11 protein-coding genes are annotated in these 15,277 nt (G+C 60.2%); all 11 read right to left on the reverse strand.

Annotated elements, in window-relative coordinates:
- Window positions 1–24: 24 nt before the first annotated feature.
- The 11 genes from lipB to CABTHER_RS10000 all read right to left on the reverse strand — a co-directional run bounded on the left by lipB (window position 25) and on the right by CABTHER_RS10000 (window position 15,180).
- Window positions 25–1,122: a lipoyl(octanoyl) transferase LipB gene (gene lipB, locus CABTHER_RS16685; protein WP_014100511.1), complete on the reverse strand. Its 1,098-nt coding sequence runs from the start codon at window positions 1,120–1,122 to the stop codon at window positions 25–27.
- Window positions 1,123–1,143: 21 nt separating this feature from the next.
- Window positions 1,144–2,352 carry a Na+/H+ antiporter NhaA gene (gene nhaA, locus CABTHER_RS09950; protein ID WP_014100512.1) on the reverse strand — a complete coding sequence of 403 codons (1,209 nt, stop codon included), beginning with the start codon at window positions 2,350–2,352 and terminating at the stop codon, window positions 1,144–1,146.
- 81 nt (window positions 2,353–2,433) lie between these two features.
- On the reverse strand, window positions 2,434–4,029 hold the full coding sequence (locus CABTHER_RS09955; RefSeq protein WP_014100513.1) for an NADH-quinone oxidoreductase subunit N: 1,596 nt from the start codon (window positions 4,027–4,029) through the stop codon (window positions 2,434–2,436).
- Window positions 4,030–4,066: 37 nt separating this feature from the next.
- Window positions 4,067–5,890, reverse strand: coding sequence for a complex I subunit 4 family protein (locus tag CABTHER_RS09960; protein WP_014100514.1), 1,824 nt, complete (start codon window positions 5,888–5,890; stop codon window positions 4,067–4,069).
- A 71-nt stretch (window positions 5,891–5,961) separates the two neighbouring features.
- The gene (gene nuoL / locus CABTHER_RS09965) at window positions 5,962–8,274 is read right to left on the reverse strand and encodes an NADH-quinone oxidoreductase subunit L (protein WP_014100515.1); all 2,313 of its coding nucleotides are present in this window, start codon (window positions 8,272–8,274) and stop codon (window positions 5,962–5,964) included.
- A 5-nt stretch (window positions 8,275–8,279) separates the two neighbouring features.
- On the reverse strand, window positions 8,280–8,690 hold the full coding sequence (gene nuoK, locus CABTHER_RS09970) for an NADH-quinone oxidoreductase subunit NuoK (RefSeq protein ID WP_014100516.1): 411 nt from the start codon (window positions 8,688–8,690) through the stop codon (window positions 8,280–8,282).
- Between the two features lie 20 nt (window positions 8,691–8,710).
- A complete protein-coding gene (locus CABTHER_RS09975; protein WP_014100517.1) occupies window positions 8,711–9,295 on the reverse strand; it encodes an NADH-quinone oxidoreductase subunit J in 585 nt (194 codons plus the stop codon).
- 54 nt (window positions 9,296–9,349) lie between these two features.
- Window positions 9,350–10,717: an NADH-quinone oxidoreductase subunit NuoH gene (gene nuoH / locus CABTHER_RS09980; protein WP_335334119.1), complete on the reverse strand. Its 1,368-nt coding sequence runs from the start codon at window positions 10,715–10,717 to the stop codon at window positions 9,350–9,352.
- Window positions 10,714–11,850 (reverse strand): NADH-quinone oxidoreductase subunit D, encoded by a 1,137-nt coding sequence (locus CABTHER_RS09985; RefSeq protein WP_014100519.1) that lies wholly within the window; start codon window positions 11,848–11,850, stop codon window positions 10,714–10,716. The genes nuoH and CABTHER_RS09985 overlap by 4 nt, the downstream gene beginning before the upstream one ends.
- 76 nt (window positions 11,851–11,926) lie before the next feature.
- Window positions 11,927–12,724, reverse strand: a complete 798-nt coding sequence (locus CABTHER_RS15945; RefSeq protein ID WP_014100520.1) for an NADH-quinone oxidoreductase subunit C — start codon at window positions 12,722–12,724, stop codon at window positions 11,927–11,929.
- A gap of 299 nt (window positions 12,725–13,023) precedes the next feature.
- Entirely contained in the window at window positions 13,024–15,180 is a 2,157-nt protein-coding gene (locus tag CABTHER_RS10000) for a radical SAM protein (RefSeq protein ID WP_014100521.1), read from the reverse strand.
- Window positions 15,181–15,277: the final 97 nt, after the last annotated feature.

Here is a 15,277-nt window from a genome sequence, read left to right on the forward strand (position 1 = left end):
CTTGTTTTGAAAGCCATCTGCAAGTCATGGGAAGCCTTGGCAGTGAAGATGCCGCAGGGCGCGCCGATGGCCGGCCCAGTGCAGGCGCATCAACGCCGCTTCAAAGGGCAGCCAGGCATAGGCGTCGTGCTCATCCGCCTGAAGCTGCACCGTGTCCGTCTCAACCGGTGCGGCAAAGGCATGCTCCCGGTTGAAGACTGGCCCGGCGGCCGCCGGCGCAAACCAGGCGGCGTTCATCAGAGAGGTTTCCACCAGCTCCAGCGCGGTCGGTTCAGTTGCCTGTCCGGTTTCCTCCCACACCTCGCGCCGGGCGGCTGCCGCTGGCGTCTCACCCGGCTCCACCCGCCCGGTGACGGGCTGCCAGAAACCGCCACGGGCGTCTGTCCGCCGCAGCACGAGGTATTCCGTCTGCGCGCCTTGCCGCCGGAAAAGCCAGACCTGCACAGAAGCCTGCTCCACCTGCCGCCAGACGACCGCCCGCTCAAACACGTCGCCGAAGTGCCGTGTGACGTGACCGGCTACGTCATGGAGTGTTGGAGTCTGTCCGGTTTCCCTGGCAATGGACGTTACGGCCTTGTCGGTAATGCCGCAGGGCACGATGAAATCAAAATCCTCCAGGTGTGTCGTCACGTTGAGGGCAAAACCGTGGGACGTGATCCAGCGCGAGATGCGGACCCCCAGCGCCGCAATCTTGCGCTCCCCGGCGACCCACACCCCTGTCAATCCCGTAACCCGCCCGGCGGCAATCCCGTACTCAGCAACAGTGCGGATGAGCACTTCTTCCAGATCGCGCATGTAGCGGCGGATGTCGCGGCGGTCCGGGTTGAGATCGAGAATGGGATAGCCAACGAGTTGTCCCCACCCGTGATAGGTGACATCCCCGCCGCGCCCTGTTTCATAGACGGCAATGCCCCGCCGCTCCAAAACCGCCTTTGGCGCAACGATATGCTCCGGCTCAGCCGCGCGCCCCAGCGTGATGACCGGCGGATGTTCCAGCAGCAGCAGCGTATCGGGAACTTCTCCCTGCCGTCGCCGGGCGACGAGCTGCTCCTGCATGGCCAGCCCGGCAGCGTAATCCACGACACCGAGCGGCCAAACCTCGACGATCCGTTGTGCGGACATAAACTCCTGACCACAGACGAGCTACGGAGACGTAGTGACGTAATCCATCGTCTCCAGGTCACGGTCAGCGACATCCGGCTGTCCGAAGAACTTCAGCCACAGGAAGCCCACCGTGCCAGCCGTCAGCGAGGCCAGCAGAATGGTCATTTTGGAAGCGCTCACGATCAGGGCATTGTCGGGAAAGGCCAGGTTCGTGATGAAAATGGACATCGTAAAACCAATGCCCCCCAGCAGCCCGGCGCCAAGCAGGTGTTTCCAGTTCAAATCCAGTGGCATCCGGCAGATGCCCAGCAGCACGGCCGCAATGCTGGCCAGAACAATACCGACCGGCTTGCCAATGAACAGTCCCACGAAAATCCCGACCCCGTTGGCGCTGGAGATAAGCGCAAGCACCCCCTGCTCGATGACAATGCCCGTATTGGCCAGCGCAAACAGCGGCATGATGCCAAAGGCAACCGGCCGTTGCAGCCAGCGTTCGAGCCGATGGGAAGGCGAAGTCTCATCCTCGCTTTTTTCCGTGAACGGAATGGCAAAGGCCAGCAGGACGCCGGCTATCGTGGCATGAACGCCCGACTGGAACATACAGAACCACATGGCGATGCCACCCAGCAGGTAGGTCCACAGCGCCCTGATACCCCACCGGTTAAACATCAGCAGCACGACCAGAATGGCCAGCGTTGCGCCCAGGTAGCTCCAGGCCAGCGCCCCGGAGTAAAACAGGGCAATAACCACAATAGCACCCAGGTCATCAATTACGGCAAGTGCCGCCAGAAACACCTTGAGCGAACCCGGAACACGGTTGCCCAACAACGCCAGCACCCCCAAGGCAAAGGCAATGTCCGTCGCCATCGGGATGCCCATACCCGGCTGGGTGGCCGTGCCGTTGTTGAATGTGAAGTGAATGGTTGCTGGCACGACAATCCCACCCAGCGCCGCCACAATGGGCAACAGCGCGTGACGCAGGTTGGAAAGCTCGCCGACGTACAGCTCACGCTTGAGTTCCAACCCGATGAGCAGGAAGAAGACCGCCATCAACCCATCATTGACCCAGACCTCGACCGGAAGCCCCGCCACCTTGACGTGCCAGGCATGCAGATAAGCGTGCCCCAGCGGCGAGTTGGCCAGAATGAGAGAAACCACCGTGCAGACCAGCAGCAGAACACCACTCGCCTGCTCGGACAGCAAAAACCGCTTAAAGGTCGGCGACAGTCGAATTTCGATGATGGGCATCAGCCGTCCTCCGTTGGCAAGGGTCAGACCTTCCCCGAAAACATTTCCGGGGCATCCAAAGCACACGCTGACCGACTACGGTCAACGCACGGCAATTCCGGGACTTTGAGCGTAAACAGTGGTGATACTTCCGGCAACTATCTCGGCCACATCAATCAGTGGTTGCGGATAGATGCCGAAAAACAGGACGGCGGCGGCCGATACCACCATTGCAGCCCGTACGCCGGGCGTCAGGAGCAGCGGCGCGGCGTCCGCCAGATTTTCACTGGGCGGATTCAGGAACATCGCCCGCAGGAAACGGGCGTAATAGTAAAACGCAACCACCGCATTCAGGACGGCAATGACGGCCACGTACGTCAGCCACGGCTTGCCGCTCTGAATGAGCGAACCAAAGAGCAGGTACTTGCCAACGAAACCGGCTGTGGCCGGAATCCCGGCCAGTCCCAGAACGAAGATAAGCATGAGTACGGCCACGCTTGGCGCTTTGGCAAACAGGCCGTTCAGGTCATCCAGTTTCTCGCCGATGACCCCCTGCCGATGCAGGGCGATGATGACGGCAAAGACGCCGGTGTTCATCAGCGTGTAGGTCATGATGTGAAAGGCCACGCCCTGATAGCCCATCGGCGTGCCGGAGACGATGCCGAGCAGGATGTATCCGGCGTGCGCAATGCTTGAATAGGCCAGCAGCCGCTTGACATTGTCCTGTGTCACTGCGGCCAGGTTGCCAATCGTCATCGTCAGCACGGCCACGACCGTCAGCATGGCGGCCCAACCCGGCAAATCCTGCATCTCCCGCAGGGGAGCCAGCGCAAACAGCAGCATGCGCGCCAGCAGGACGTATGCCCCGGCCTTGGGGCCCACCGACATAAACGCCGTCACCGTCGTCGGCGCGCCTTCATAGGCATCCGGCGCCCACATGTGGAACGGCACGGCCGCAATCTTGAACAGCAGCCCGGCCGCCACAAGCACCATTGCCACCAGCAGCAGCAACCGTGGGTCGCCGTTTTCCGCGCCGGCGCCCTGGACGTAGTCGGCGATGGTTTCCGCAATCAGCCCCAGGTTCGTGTGCCCGGTCACGCCATAGACCAGCGACAGGCCGTACAGAATGAGCGCCGAGGAAAAAATCCCCGTCAGAAAGTATTTCATCGCCGCTTCGTTCGAGCGCCCGTCGCGCTTCAGATAGCCCACAAGCACATAGACGCTCAGCGACATCAGCTCAAACGACACGAAAAGTGAAATAAGGTCGCCGCTGACGGCAACAAACATCATGCCCAGCGTCGAAAACAGAATCAGCGCGTAGTATTCACCGCGCTGCTCCCGTTCAAATTCGAGATACCTGATCGAGTAGAGAATCGAGAACGCCGCCGCGACGATGAACACAAAGCGGAACACGACGGACAACCCATCAATGAACAGCATCCCGTAGAAGGCGCTGACAGGCAGCCGCTCGGCCACGCCCATGACCTGCTGGGCCAGCGCCAGCGCGACGAACCCCAGCCCCACCAGACTCAGGTAGGCCGTCACCTGCTTTTTGCCACGCGGCAGCGCCACGTCCAGCACCAGCGCCGCGCAGGCAAACAGGGTCAGGATGATTTCCGGCATGATGAGTGCCGTCTCACGCAGGGTCGGCAGCGGAGGCAGTTCAACAAGCAGAGGCAGCATGGTCAGATTCAGCATAACGGTAGATTCCTGGAGATGACCCGACAGTGACTTTTCACTGTGGCGTTTCGGCCGCACGGGTTGGCGAAACAGCCGCTTTCCCGGCCGCAGCTTTCTCAATGCGTGCCGCGTCGCGCTGGGCAAAGTAGTTCGGCCGCATCTGGCGCACGACGACTTCCGTCGTACCATTGAGCAGGGTGACAAGCGGCTTCGGGTACACGCCAAAGATGATCATGGCCGCGACGAGCGGCGTCAGGTAGGCCCATTCACGGGCGTTCAAATCCGGCAGGTCGGCATTTTTCGGGTTTTTGACCGGCCCCAGAAACACCCGCTCATAGAGCCAGAGCATGTAGGCCGCACCCAGAATAATGCCCGTCGTCCCCCAGAAAGCCCAGGTGATGTTGGCTTCAAACACACCGCGCAGCCCGATGAACTCTCCCACGAAGCCGTTGAGCAGCGGCAGACCGACGCTGGCCAACGTCGCAATCATGAACATCACCGAAAAGGCCGGCATGCTGCTGACGATGCCGCCGTAGTCGGCAATCTGGCGCGTATGCCGCCGCTCGTAGAGAACCCCAATCATAATGAACAGGGCCGCGCTCGTGACCCCGTGGCTCAGCATCTGGAGGGCCGCACCGTTGATGCCGTTCGGGTTGAAGGCAAACAGCGAAAGCATCGTCGTTCCCATGTGCGCCACGGATGAGTAGGCAATCGTCTTTTTCATGTCCTTCTGCGCCAGCGCCACGAGTGACCCATACACGATGCCGAGAATGGCCAGTGTGGCCATCACCGAGGCGACGCGCGCATCCAGGGCGGCGTCGGGAAACATGGGAAAGTTGAACCGGACAAAGCCATACGTGCCAATCTTGAGCAGAATCCCGGCCAGAATCGCCGAACCGGCCGTCGGCGCTTCGACGTGCGCATCCGGCAGCCACGTGTGAAACGGCACCATCGGCACCTTGATGGCCAGCGCCAGGGCAAACCCGGCAAACAGCCACAACTGCAAGGACAGCGGCACCAATGGGTTGCCTTTCTCGTCGCGGGCGCTGCCAATTGCCTGAAGCGCGTAGATGTTGAAAGTCCCGTATGCCGTCGGCTCGGCGTCATACGTCCCGCCGCCGGCCAGCGCCGCGCGGTACACCCCGGCCCGGCGGGCCGTTTCGATACCTTCCAGCACCATGCCGCGCATGGGCGCATTGTTGCCGACGATGACCTCTGCCGCGGCCTTGACCTCGTTCGGATACTTGGCTGCGGTTTCAGCCGCCGTGAAGTAAAACTTGAACACGGCCACCAGCATCAGCAGCGAGCCGACCAGGGTGTAGATGAAAAATTTGATGGCCGAATACAGCCGCCGCTCGCCGCCCCAGATACCGATGAGCAGGTACATGGGCACGAGCATGACCTCGAAAAACACATAGAACAGAAACAGATCGGCAGCCGCAAACACGCCAATCATGAACGACTGCATGATGAGCAGCAGCGCGTAGTATTCCTTCTCGCGCTTTTCGATGTAGCTCCACGAGCACAGCGCCACAATCGGCCCCAGAAAGGTTGTCAGCATCACCAGCGTCAGGGCCAGCCCGTCCACGCCCATCTGGTACTTGGCCCCGATGGCCGGAATCCACGCGGCCGTTTCCATAAACTGCAACCCGCGCACGTCGTAGTTCCACATCAGCACGAGCGAGAGCGAAGCCAGGAAACACAGCGTCATCCAGAGAGTGGCGAACTGCTTGATGAGGTCAGTGCGGCGCTTGTCAAGGAAAAGGACGATGACGCCCCCGACCAGTGGCAACCAGGTGACGAGGCTCAGAATGCCGATGGGCCCGAAGTACAGCTCGGCCGGGCCGGAGGATGCCAGAAAAACGTTACTCAGTATCATGCCGTGTAATCCCTCGATGAACTCCCTGAATACGCTCTTGTTTCAACGTCCGGCGGTGAGGTGCAACGCACCTACGGAGCCAGAACGCGCCCGGTCTGCGGCGACGAGGACGCCGGCGCCGGCGTGCGGCTCGGCGCAAACAGTTCCTTGAAGAGCGGATACCCCATACCGGTAATGAACAGGAACAGCCCCAGCGCCATGACCAGGACGTAGTTCTGCATCAGCCCGGTCTGCAACGTGCGGAAGACCACCGAACCGGCGCGCGTCAGCCAGGCGAACAGGTTGACGATGGAATCCACAACGAAATCCAGCCCCCACGCCCCCAGGTTGATCTTTTTGAACGCGCCCACCAGATAGACATCAATGAACTCATCCCAGAACCACTTGCGCACACTCAGCACATACAGCGGGCGCAGGGTCCGGGCCAGTTTGTCGGGCAGTTCCGGGCGTACGACATACAGAAAGTAAGCCAGCCCCATCATCGCGAGCGCCCAGACGACGCTCACCATGGCCAGCAGCCATTCGGTCGGGTTGACGCCGGTGACGGGCTTTTCAGGATACAGCGTGGTGTCCATCACCGGAGCCAGCCAGTGGTGGACGTAGTTGGGTATCGCGCCGCCCGTCAGTTCCTCCGAAAAACCGGCAAATCCAGCTCCGAAAGCAAATACTGCCAGTACAATGAGCGGTATGGTCATCACCGGCGGCGACTCGTGCGGATGAAAATCCTTTGTCGCCGGAGCGTGATGGTCGTCGCCGTGATGACCTTCCTGGAAATCCGGCCCTTCCAGGAAGCGTTCTTTGCCGAAGAAGGTCAGGCACATCAGGCGCGTCATGTAAAACGCCGTCACACCCGCCGTCAGAAAGCCCATCACATAGAGCGCCAGCCCCACGTCGTGGCTGAACACGGGCGTGTGCAGCGTCTTGGCCAGAATTTCGTCCTTACTGAAAAACCCGGAGAACGGGAAGATGCCGCAGATGGCAAACAGCGAGACCATCATCGTGGCAAAGGTGATGGGCATGTACTTTTTGAAGTTGCCGTAGTAGGTCATCTCCTGCTGGTGGCCGCTGGGCGAGCCGCCGTGGATGACACTGCCGGAACCCAGAAAGAGCTGGGCCTTGAAAAACGCATGCGTCACGACGTGGAACACGCCGGCGACAAAGGCCCCCACCCCGCAGCCGACGAACATGTAGCCAAGCTGCGAAACCGTCGAGTAAGCCAGAGCCTTTTTGATGTCGGTCTGGGTAATGCCAATGGTGGCCGCCACGAAGGCGGTCGCCATCCCAATGACGGCCACGGTCAGCATGGCCGTTGGCGCGCGCTGGAAGAGCGGATTGCACCGCGCCACGAGATACACCCCGGCCGTCACCATCGTGGCCGCGTGGATAAGTGCCGACACCGGTGTGGGGCCGGCCATGGCGTCCGGCAACCAGGTGTAGAGCGGAATCTGGGCGCTCTTTCCGGCGGCACCCAGAAACACCAGCAGGGCAATGACCGTCAGCGTGCCGGTCGTGAAACTGAGCGCCGCCAGCCCCAGCGGCTCCTGTGGCAGCGCCTTGACCATCACCATCACGTCGGCATAGTCGAGCGTGCCAAAGACGGCAAAAATCGCCATCATCGCCAGCATCAGCCCGAAGTCGCCGACACGGTTCATCACAAAAGCTTTCTTGGCAGCCACCGCAGCTTCGGGCTTCTTCAGGTAGTAGCCGATGAGCAGATAAGACGCCAACCCAACCCCTTCCCAGCCGACGAACGTCATCAGGAAGTTCGCGCCCAACACCAGGTTGAGCATCATGAACATGAACAGGTTCAGGTAGGCGAAAAACCGGTGAAAACCTGGATCGCCGTGCATGTAGCCGATGGCGAACAGGTGAATGAAAAAGGCAACAAAGGTGACGAACAGGATGTACAGCCCGGAAAGCTGGTCGAGTTGGTACGCCCACTTGATGGAAAAGTCCGCCAGGCGTCCGGCACTCGGTCCCAGCGTCGTCGTCAGTGCCCCGCCCGGCATCCACTCAAACAGCGTGACCACATAAGGTGTGGCCACTTCTTCGGAAGCGCCGGCTTTTTCGGGTGCAGCCTCCGACGCCTGCGGATTTTCAGCCGCTTTGGCCGCTTCCTTGGCGCGTCGGGACTCCACATCCTCGCCGGACACCCGCGCCATCAACTCGGCTTCGCGCTGCTTGGCTGCTGCCTGAACCTGGGCATCGTGCGCATGGTGACTGAACGCATAGACGGCAATCGCCGAGCAGATGAATGAAGCTGCCACCATCGTGCAGGCAATGGCGCCGATGACCTTTTCAGAAAAACCAAGCCGTTTGGCAAACAGGCCGTTGATGATGAAGCCGAGCAGCGGAAAGAACGGAACGAGTGCAACGAATTCCATCGAAGTCACCACTTGAGCAGGTTGATTTCGTCAGCCGCCACCGTTTCGCGGTTGCGGTACAGCGCCAGAAGCAGTCCCAGCCCCAGTGCGGCTTCGGCTGCGGCCACCACGATGACGAAAATCGTCATGACGTGGCCGTTGTAGGCGTAGAGACTCCCCTGGGTCTGCCAGTAGCGCGCGAAGGCAATGAAGTTGAGGTTGGCGGCGCTCAGCATCAGCTCCACCGACATAAAGATGACGATGATGTTGCGCCGGATGAGCACACCGCCAATGCCAATGCTGAAAATGATGGCGCTCAGCACCAGAAACTTCGAGGTGTCCACCTCCTTCAGCCCCTGGAGGTAGCGTTCCATGAACGAGGCTTCGGAAGCCTGTTGCGCGACCCATCCGGCCGCCAACGCCAAAAACGTCATCATCGGGCTTTCTCTCCCAGGGTCTAGTCGTAGATTTCTTCCTGTCGCCGGTCACGCGCCAGCAGGACCGAACCCACAATCGCCATCAGCAGCAATACGGAAGCAATCTCGAAGGGCAGGACAGCGCGTGTGTACAGTGTCACCCCCAGCGTCTCCGTATCGGCCGAGATGACACCGGCTGGAGCGTTCGGGTCAGGACGGGCGTTTTCGATGGCCATCCGGTCGGCGGACGGACGGGTTTTGAAAAAGCCCCCCCGCTGCTGCGTGTAGGTCACAGCGCCCAGCAGCGAAAGCCCCACCAGTGCCGCAATCACGGCCCCTGCCTTGTCCTGCCGATTGAACGGATTTTCGACTTCGCTGCGGGTGTTGACGAGCATCAGCACAAACAAAAACAGCACCAGAATGCCGCCCACATAGACCAGAATCTGCGCCCCGGCCACAAATTCCGCCCGCAGTAGCAGGAACAGCCCCGCCGTGGCAATCAGCGTCGAAATCAGAAACAACGCGCAGTGAACCGGATTACGCGCCGACACGGTAAAAACGGCAGCAAAGAGCGCCACCAGCGTCAGCACCCAGAAGAAGACGGCTTCCCAGCCAACGAGCAACATACTTCTCCCCTTTCATCCAGCGGACCGACCAGCCCTGACGGGTATCACCCCAGGTCAGACTCCGGCCGGCTTGACGCCGGGCGACAACTTGACCTTGCGCGTGCTGACGGGAATCGTCGTCCGCTGCGCACGCAGGTTGAAACTCTTGGAATTGCGGTTGATGGCGTTGAGCAATGCCAGAATCGGAAATACCGACAGAAACCCGGCAACGGTGAAAAACACCTTGCCCTGCCATTCCATTTCCAGCACGCCCCCGACGGAGCGCACCAGCCCCAGTTCTTTGCCAATGATGAACACTGTGGCCGTCAGGACGATGTTGGCCAGCGCCGCTGGCATCAGCCACTTCCAACCCAACTCCATAAGCTGGTCATAGCGGTAGCGGGGAAACGTCCAGCGCATCCAGATGAAGAGATAGAGGATGAGGCCGCACTTGATGGCAAAGGCCATAACGCCGATGAGCGTCAGGACGGCTTCGCGGTACGCTTCAGGTGCCTGCGCGGCAATGGCGTCCATCCCTGGTACATACCATCCGCCCAGGTAGAGCGTCGTCCCAACTGCCGAAACAACCACCATGTTGGCGTACTCGGCAATGAAAAAGATGGAGAACCGAAAGCCGCTGTATTCCGTGTGAAACCCGCCGACCAGCTCGGACTCCGCTTCAGCCAGATCGAATGGCGCGCGGTTCGTTTCAGCGACGACCGAAACCAGAAAGACGATGAACGACGGAAACAGAAAGAGCACAAACCACACGCCGAGACTTTTCTGGGCCTCGACAATGCCCTGCATCGAAAACGTGCGGGTGAAAATAAGCGCCGAGACAATGGTCAACCCGATGGCGGCTTCATAACTCACCATCTGTGCCGAAGACCGCAGCGCACCGAGCAGCGGATACTTGCTGTTCGACGCCCAGCCGCCCAGGATGATGCCCAGCACCCCAACCGACGAAACCGACAGGATGAACAACAGCCCGATGTTGATGTTGGTGATGCTCGCGTAGTGCGGGCCGTAGGGCAGCACTGCCAGAACCACAAACGCACACACCATGCTGATGATGGGTGCCAGTGTGAAAACGGTCTTGTCGGCTTTGAAGGGAATGACATCTTCCTTGATGAGCAGTTTGATGCCATCGGCAGCCGGCTGGAGCAGTCCCAGCGGCCCTGTGCGATTGGGTCCGACCCGCACCTGAATCCACGCGCTCACCTTGCGTTCCGCCAGCGTCAGATACGCCACGGCGGTCAACACCACGACCAGCATGACGCCAATCTGAATGAGCGGCCACACGATGAAGTCCGCTGCGTCGGTTGCCGTCAGGTTGGCAGTTATCCACGTCGGCAGGTACGTGTAGAGCCACTCCACCAGCGACTCAATCCACTTCGGAGATGCGTTCAGCGCCAGCATCCAGGGCCAAGAGGTCATCATCATCGGTCAATCTCACCCAGCACAATATCGAGCGAACCAATCACGGCCACGACATCCGACACGAGCGAACCAATGGCCATCTTGCGCAATGCGCCCAAGTTAACAAATGAAGACGGACGCATGCGCAGCCGGTAGGGCTTTGTTCCCCCATCGGAAACCAGATACAGCCCCAACTCGCCTTTCGGGCCTTCGACCGAGTGATACACCTCGCCGGCCGGAACACGTATGACTTTTGGAACCTTTCCCATCACCGGGCCATCCGGCAGCCTGTCGAGCGCCTGCATGATGATGCGGCGGCTCTGGCGCATTTCTTCCATGCGCACAAGGTAGCGGTCGAAGGTATCGCCGTTTTCGCCAATCGGGATGTCAAACTCCAGGTCGGCATAGCACTCATAGGGATCGGTCTTGCGCACATCGTAATCTACACCTGACCCGCGCAGCGGTGCCCCGGTCAGGCCCAGACTGATGGCGTCTTCGGCCGAGATAACCCCAATCCCAACGGTACGCCCCAGCCAGATGCGGTTTTCGTTGAGCAGCGTCTCGTACTCCTCCAACCGCTTGGGAAACAGGTCGCAGAAGGCGCGTACCTGCTCCTCGAACCCCGGATAGGCGTCGTAGGTCATCCCCCCAATCCGAAAGGCGTGACAGGTCAGGCGCGCCCCGAAGAAATTCTCGAAAATCTTGAGAATTTCCTCCCGCTCGCGAAAGGCATAGAGAAAAACGGTAAAGCCACCGATGTCGAGCGCGTGCGTTGCCAGCCACAGCAGATGGCTCGACAACCGGTTGAGTTCAGTCAGAATGACCCGCAGGTACTGCGCCCGGGGCGGCACTTCAATCCCCATGGCCTTTTCAACCGTTTCGACATAGAGCAGCCCGTTTGAGACGGCGGCAATGTAGTCGAGGCGGTCAAAATACGGCGCAATCATCGGATAGAGCCGGTTCTCGAAGATTTTCTCCGCACCCCGGTGGAGATAGCCAATGTCGCAGTCGAGGTCCACGACGCGCTCTCCATCGAGCTTCAGGATGACCCGCAGCACGCCATGGGTCGAAGGGTGCTGCGGCCCCATGCTGAGTACCATCTGGTCGGCGTCGAACAGGGTCTCCGTGTGATGCGTAACAAGCGGAATCTGGTTCATGGGCACTTCCTCACAGCGTTTCGGGCGCGCAGCCTGGGAAACAGCGCAACCCAGGCAGGGGCACCGGGGCCAACCATCATTCAAACTTCCCGGTGAGATCAGCCCCTTCCGGGATTTCAAGGATGTTTAGGTTCTCGGCCACCCATTCGTTATGGCGGTATTCAACCGGGTACTCCTTGCGGAGTGGAAACCCGACCCAACCCTCCGGCAGGAGGATGCGGCGCAGATCGGGATGCCCTTCAAAGCAGATACCGAACATGTCGTACACCTCACGCTCCAGCCAGTTGGCTGCGGCCCAAATATCGCAGACGGTGTAGATCGGTTGATCCTCAGGCAGCTCCGCCTTGACCCGCAGCCGCCGGTTTTCCGCGATGGAATACAACTGATAGACCACCTCAAAGGCCTTGCGGTCGGGATAGTGAACGGCCGTGACATCGGTGAGCATGTCGAACTTGATGGAGGCGTCGTAGCGCAGATACCAGAGCAGGTCGCGCGCCCGTTCCGGCACTACCCGCAGGATTTGCTGCCCATTGCTGGTGACGGCCTCCTTGATGTCGTCCTGAAAAGCCGCGCGCAGGGACGCAATGAAGGCGTCGTCCTTGATCTCGGCATAGGCCGGCGCAGCCTCTTTCTTGGCTGCGGCAGCCTTGGCCGGGGCCTTGGCAGCGGCTTTCGCCGGAGCTTTGGCCGGTGCGACCGGAGCAGCGGACTCGCCTTCCGGCGGTGCTGCCGCCGCCGCTTCACGGGCGGCTTTCGCCGCTGCCGCCTTGGCCTTGGCAGCGGCTATCTTGGCCTCACGTTCCGCATCCGGCACGGCCCCTGCTTCGGAAGCCGGCGGCGCGGCATCTGGTGTCGGCTTGGTTTCCTCAGACATGCGTTGCAAAAACCCCAATCTGTGCAGGTTTGGGCGTCCTACAGGGGCGGAGATACCCTGCGCACGGGCTGCTTATAGCCCAGAGTTGGCGCTGGCGACGAGTCTTCTTTCCGCCTTTTTTCCGTTGCAAGTATATGATTCTGAATGTGTTAGAAAACTTACGCTGCCCATTCGGCGTCATTTGCGGGCCGGGCGGCCGGTGAACCTGCTGCCCCCAACTGGAGATGATGACGGGCACGAAAAAGGGCGGAGGACTGTCCCCCGCCCCGGTCTCCTAAGGATGGTATGGCTGCCGGCAGTTACTTTGCAGCCGGGCGACCGTTGCTGCCAGTTGCCGTAGCGACCGCCGCAACGGGCGCAGATGCTTGCCCGGCGGCGACGGCGCTTACTCCGTTCCCGTTGACAGCCCCCTTGGCGGTCGCGCCAGCGCCGTTGATTGCAGACTTTTTGGCACGCCCAAGCTGCACGAGCTTGGTCTCGCCGTTCCTGATGCCGAGCACTTTCTCGCGGAAAAGTTTTTCCATCATCCGCTTTTCTTCGGCTGCGGTCATCGGCACTTCGCCGTCACGTGGACGCACACGCGCCGCGTCTTCAGGATTGACGTTGAGGGTGCAGGGCCCATCCGGCAGCTCGACATTCCGCCCCTTGGCGTAGATTTCGTGCTTGCCGTGCTCCTTGTACCACTTCGCCACCGTGGCGTTTTTGTGCATATCCTCGATGATGTTCCGCCAGCCAACCCCCGTGTTGTAGGCGCAGAAGGAAATCTCACCTTCCTGAGTGCCGTAAGGGATGATGCACATCTCGGTCCGGCGGAAGTCATAGTTGAACAGGTCTTGGAACCACATGCCGGCGATGAACAGGAAGTTCCACCGGTCACGCCGGCGCTTCTCAATATCTTCCCGTGTCCGGTTGCCCTTGACACTGCCGTAGTCGCGCCCGGAAATGCCCAGCGACTTGTCAAATTTTTCCAGCAGAGCCTTGAGTGTGAAGTGCGTCGGCGACTTGTAGGGATCATAGTTGCGCAGCAGCGACAGGGCCATCATAAACGACGAGAAAACACGCCCCCGCCCGGCATCCGTAATCGCCTGCATATCCTTGAGAAGCTGCGGCACATTGATGAACTCCGGCACCGGCACCATCTCTTTGGTTTCCTTGTCAATCATCACGGCCGTCCCAACGCCGCAGTTGGGATGGCAGCCGCAGCTCAGATGACCGAACTGGGCTTCCGGTCCATGGGCCAGATCGGCAAAGTCGGCAATCGTGCTCATGACGGAGATGGGAAACCAGTCGCGGGTTGGTTCCGTGATGCCAACCTGTTCTTTGACATCGTAGGCCAGGTGCGAAAGCGTGTAGCGCTGGCGCAGCCGCCGCTCGTCGGTGATGTCCTCGTCGCGTCCGGTAAAGGAAACCGGCTGGAAGGAGATGAAGGCAATTTTCTTGGGATTGTCCAGCGCGAAACGAATCACCGGGGCCACCTGATCGTTGGTGACACCGTTGACCAGCGTGACGACGAGCACGATTTCCACGCCGGCTTCGTGCAGGTTTTCAATTGCCCGGAGCTTCACATCAAACAGGTTCCCCACCTGCCGGTGGCTGTTGGCGTCGTTGCCGATGCCGTCGAACTGGAGATAGACATACCGCAGGCCGGCTTCGGCCGCCTTGCGGCAGAACTCCTTGCTTTTGGCAAACTCGATGCCGTTGGTGGCGCACTGGACGCTGTTGTACCCCAACTCACGGGCATACCGGATGGCCTCAAAGAAGTGAGGCGACAAGGTTGGCTCGCCGCCGGAAAACTGCACCGACATCTGCCGCCGTGGCTTGATGCGGATGGCGTTGTCGAGAATTTCCTTGACTTCCTCCAGGGACAGTTCATGGACAAAGCCAACCTGGTTGGCGTCCATAAAGCACGGGTCGCACATCATGTTGCAGCGGTTGGTCAGGTCAATGGTCAGTACGGAACCGCGTCCGTGCTTGATGGAACTTGTGCCGTGGTTGTGCAGCCCGGCGTCGTTGTGGGCGTCAATGTCACGTCCCGGAAACTGCGATTCGATATGAGCCAGAAAATTGGCGTCAATGGCCATCAGGTCCTCAAAGCGGCCATGAATTGGGCATTCTTTCTCCATCCAGACTTCGTCCCGCCCGGTCTCCGGGTTGTGGCGCTTGACGATCTGGGCCTTGATTTCCCCCACTCGCTCATTGATGAGAATGGTGTAATCCACCTCACCGCTCAGAATTTTCTCGCGCGCCTCCTTGACACACTTCGGGCAGAGCGAGTCGGTTGTCCGTGGCCAGCCGAGCGTCGGCTTGGTTTTCTGCCACGACTTGAGCATGGGCTTGTCAGACCACTTGGGGGTGAAGGAAGGGGCTGGGCGGTACTTGTTGACTGACTGTATGGCTTCAAACAGCCCTCCTGCGAGCTTTGACAACGCCTTCTCAGCGTGTTTGATGGGCTTCATGAGTCCTGTGTTTCTCCTGTGTGGGTTTTAGTGATTCCCCGGTATGAGTTTCTGACTTCGGGTAACAAGCTTTGGTTGCACCCGTTGCCACCTGGTG

The organism is Chloracidobacterium thermophilum B (genome assembly GCF_000226295.1).
Taxonomy (GTDB): Bacteria; Acidobacteriota; Blastocatellia; order Chloracidobacteriales; family Chloracidobacteriaceae; genus Chloracidobacterium; species Chloracidobacterium thermophilum.

Coding starts and splice junctions, on each gene's coding strand:
- lipB (WP_014100511.1), bottom strand. CDS start 1,122: ATGTCCGCACAACGGATCGTCGAGGTTTGGCCGCTCGGTGTCGTGGAT.
- nhaA (WP_014100512.1), bottom strand. CDS start 2,352: ATGCCCATCATCGAAATTCGACTGTCGCCGACCTTTAAGCGGTTTTTG.
- CABTHER_RS09955 (WP_014100513.1), bottom strand. CDS start 4,029: ATGCTGAATCTGACCATGCTGCCTCTGCTTGTTGAACTGCCTCCGCTG.
- CABTHER_RS09960 (WP_014100514.1), bottom strand. CDS start 5,890: ATGATACTGAGTAACGTTTTTCTGGCATCCTCCGGCCCGGCCGAGCTG.
- nuoL (WP_014100515.1), bottom strand. CDS start 8,274: ATGGAATTCGTTGCACTCGTTCCGTTCTTTCCGCTGCTCGGCTTCATC.
- nuoK (WP_014100516.1), bottom strand. CDS start 8,690: ATGATGACGTTTTTGGCGTTGGCGGCCGGATGGGTCGCGCAACAGGCT.
- CABTHER_RS09975 (WP_014100517.1), bottom strand. CDS start 9,295: ATGTTGCTCGTTGGCTGGGAAGCCGTCTTCTTCTGGGTGCTGACGCTG.
- nuoH (WP_335334119.1), bottom strand. CDS start 10,717: ATGATGATGACCTCTTGGCCCTGGATGCTGGCGCTGAACGCATCTCCG.
- CABTHER_RS09985 (WP_014100519.1), bottom strand. CDS start 11,850: ATGAACCAGATTCCGCTTGTTACGCATCACACGGAGACCCTGTTCGAC.
- CABTHER_RS15945 (WP_014100520.1), bottom strand. CDS start 12,724: ATGTCTGAGGAAACCAAGCCGACACCAGATGCCGCGCCGCCGGCTTCC.
- CABTHER_RS10000 (WP_014100521.1), bottom strand. CDS start 15,180: ATGAAGCCCATCAAACACGCTGAGAAGGCGTTGTCAAAGCTCGCAGGA.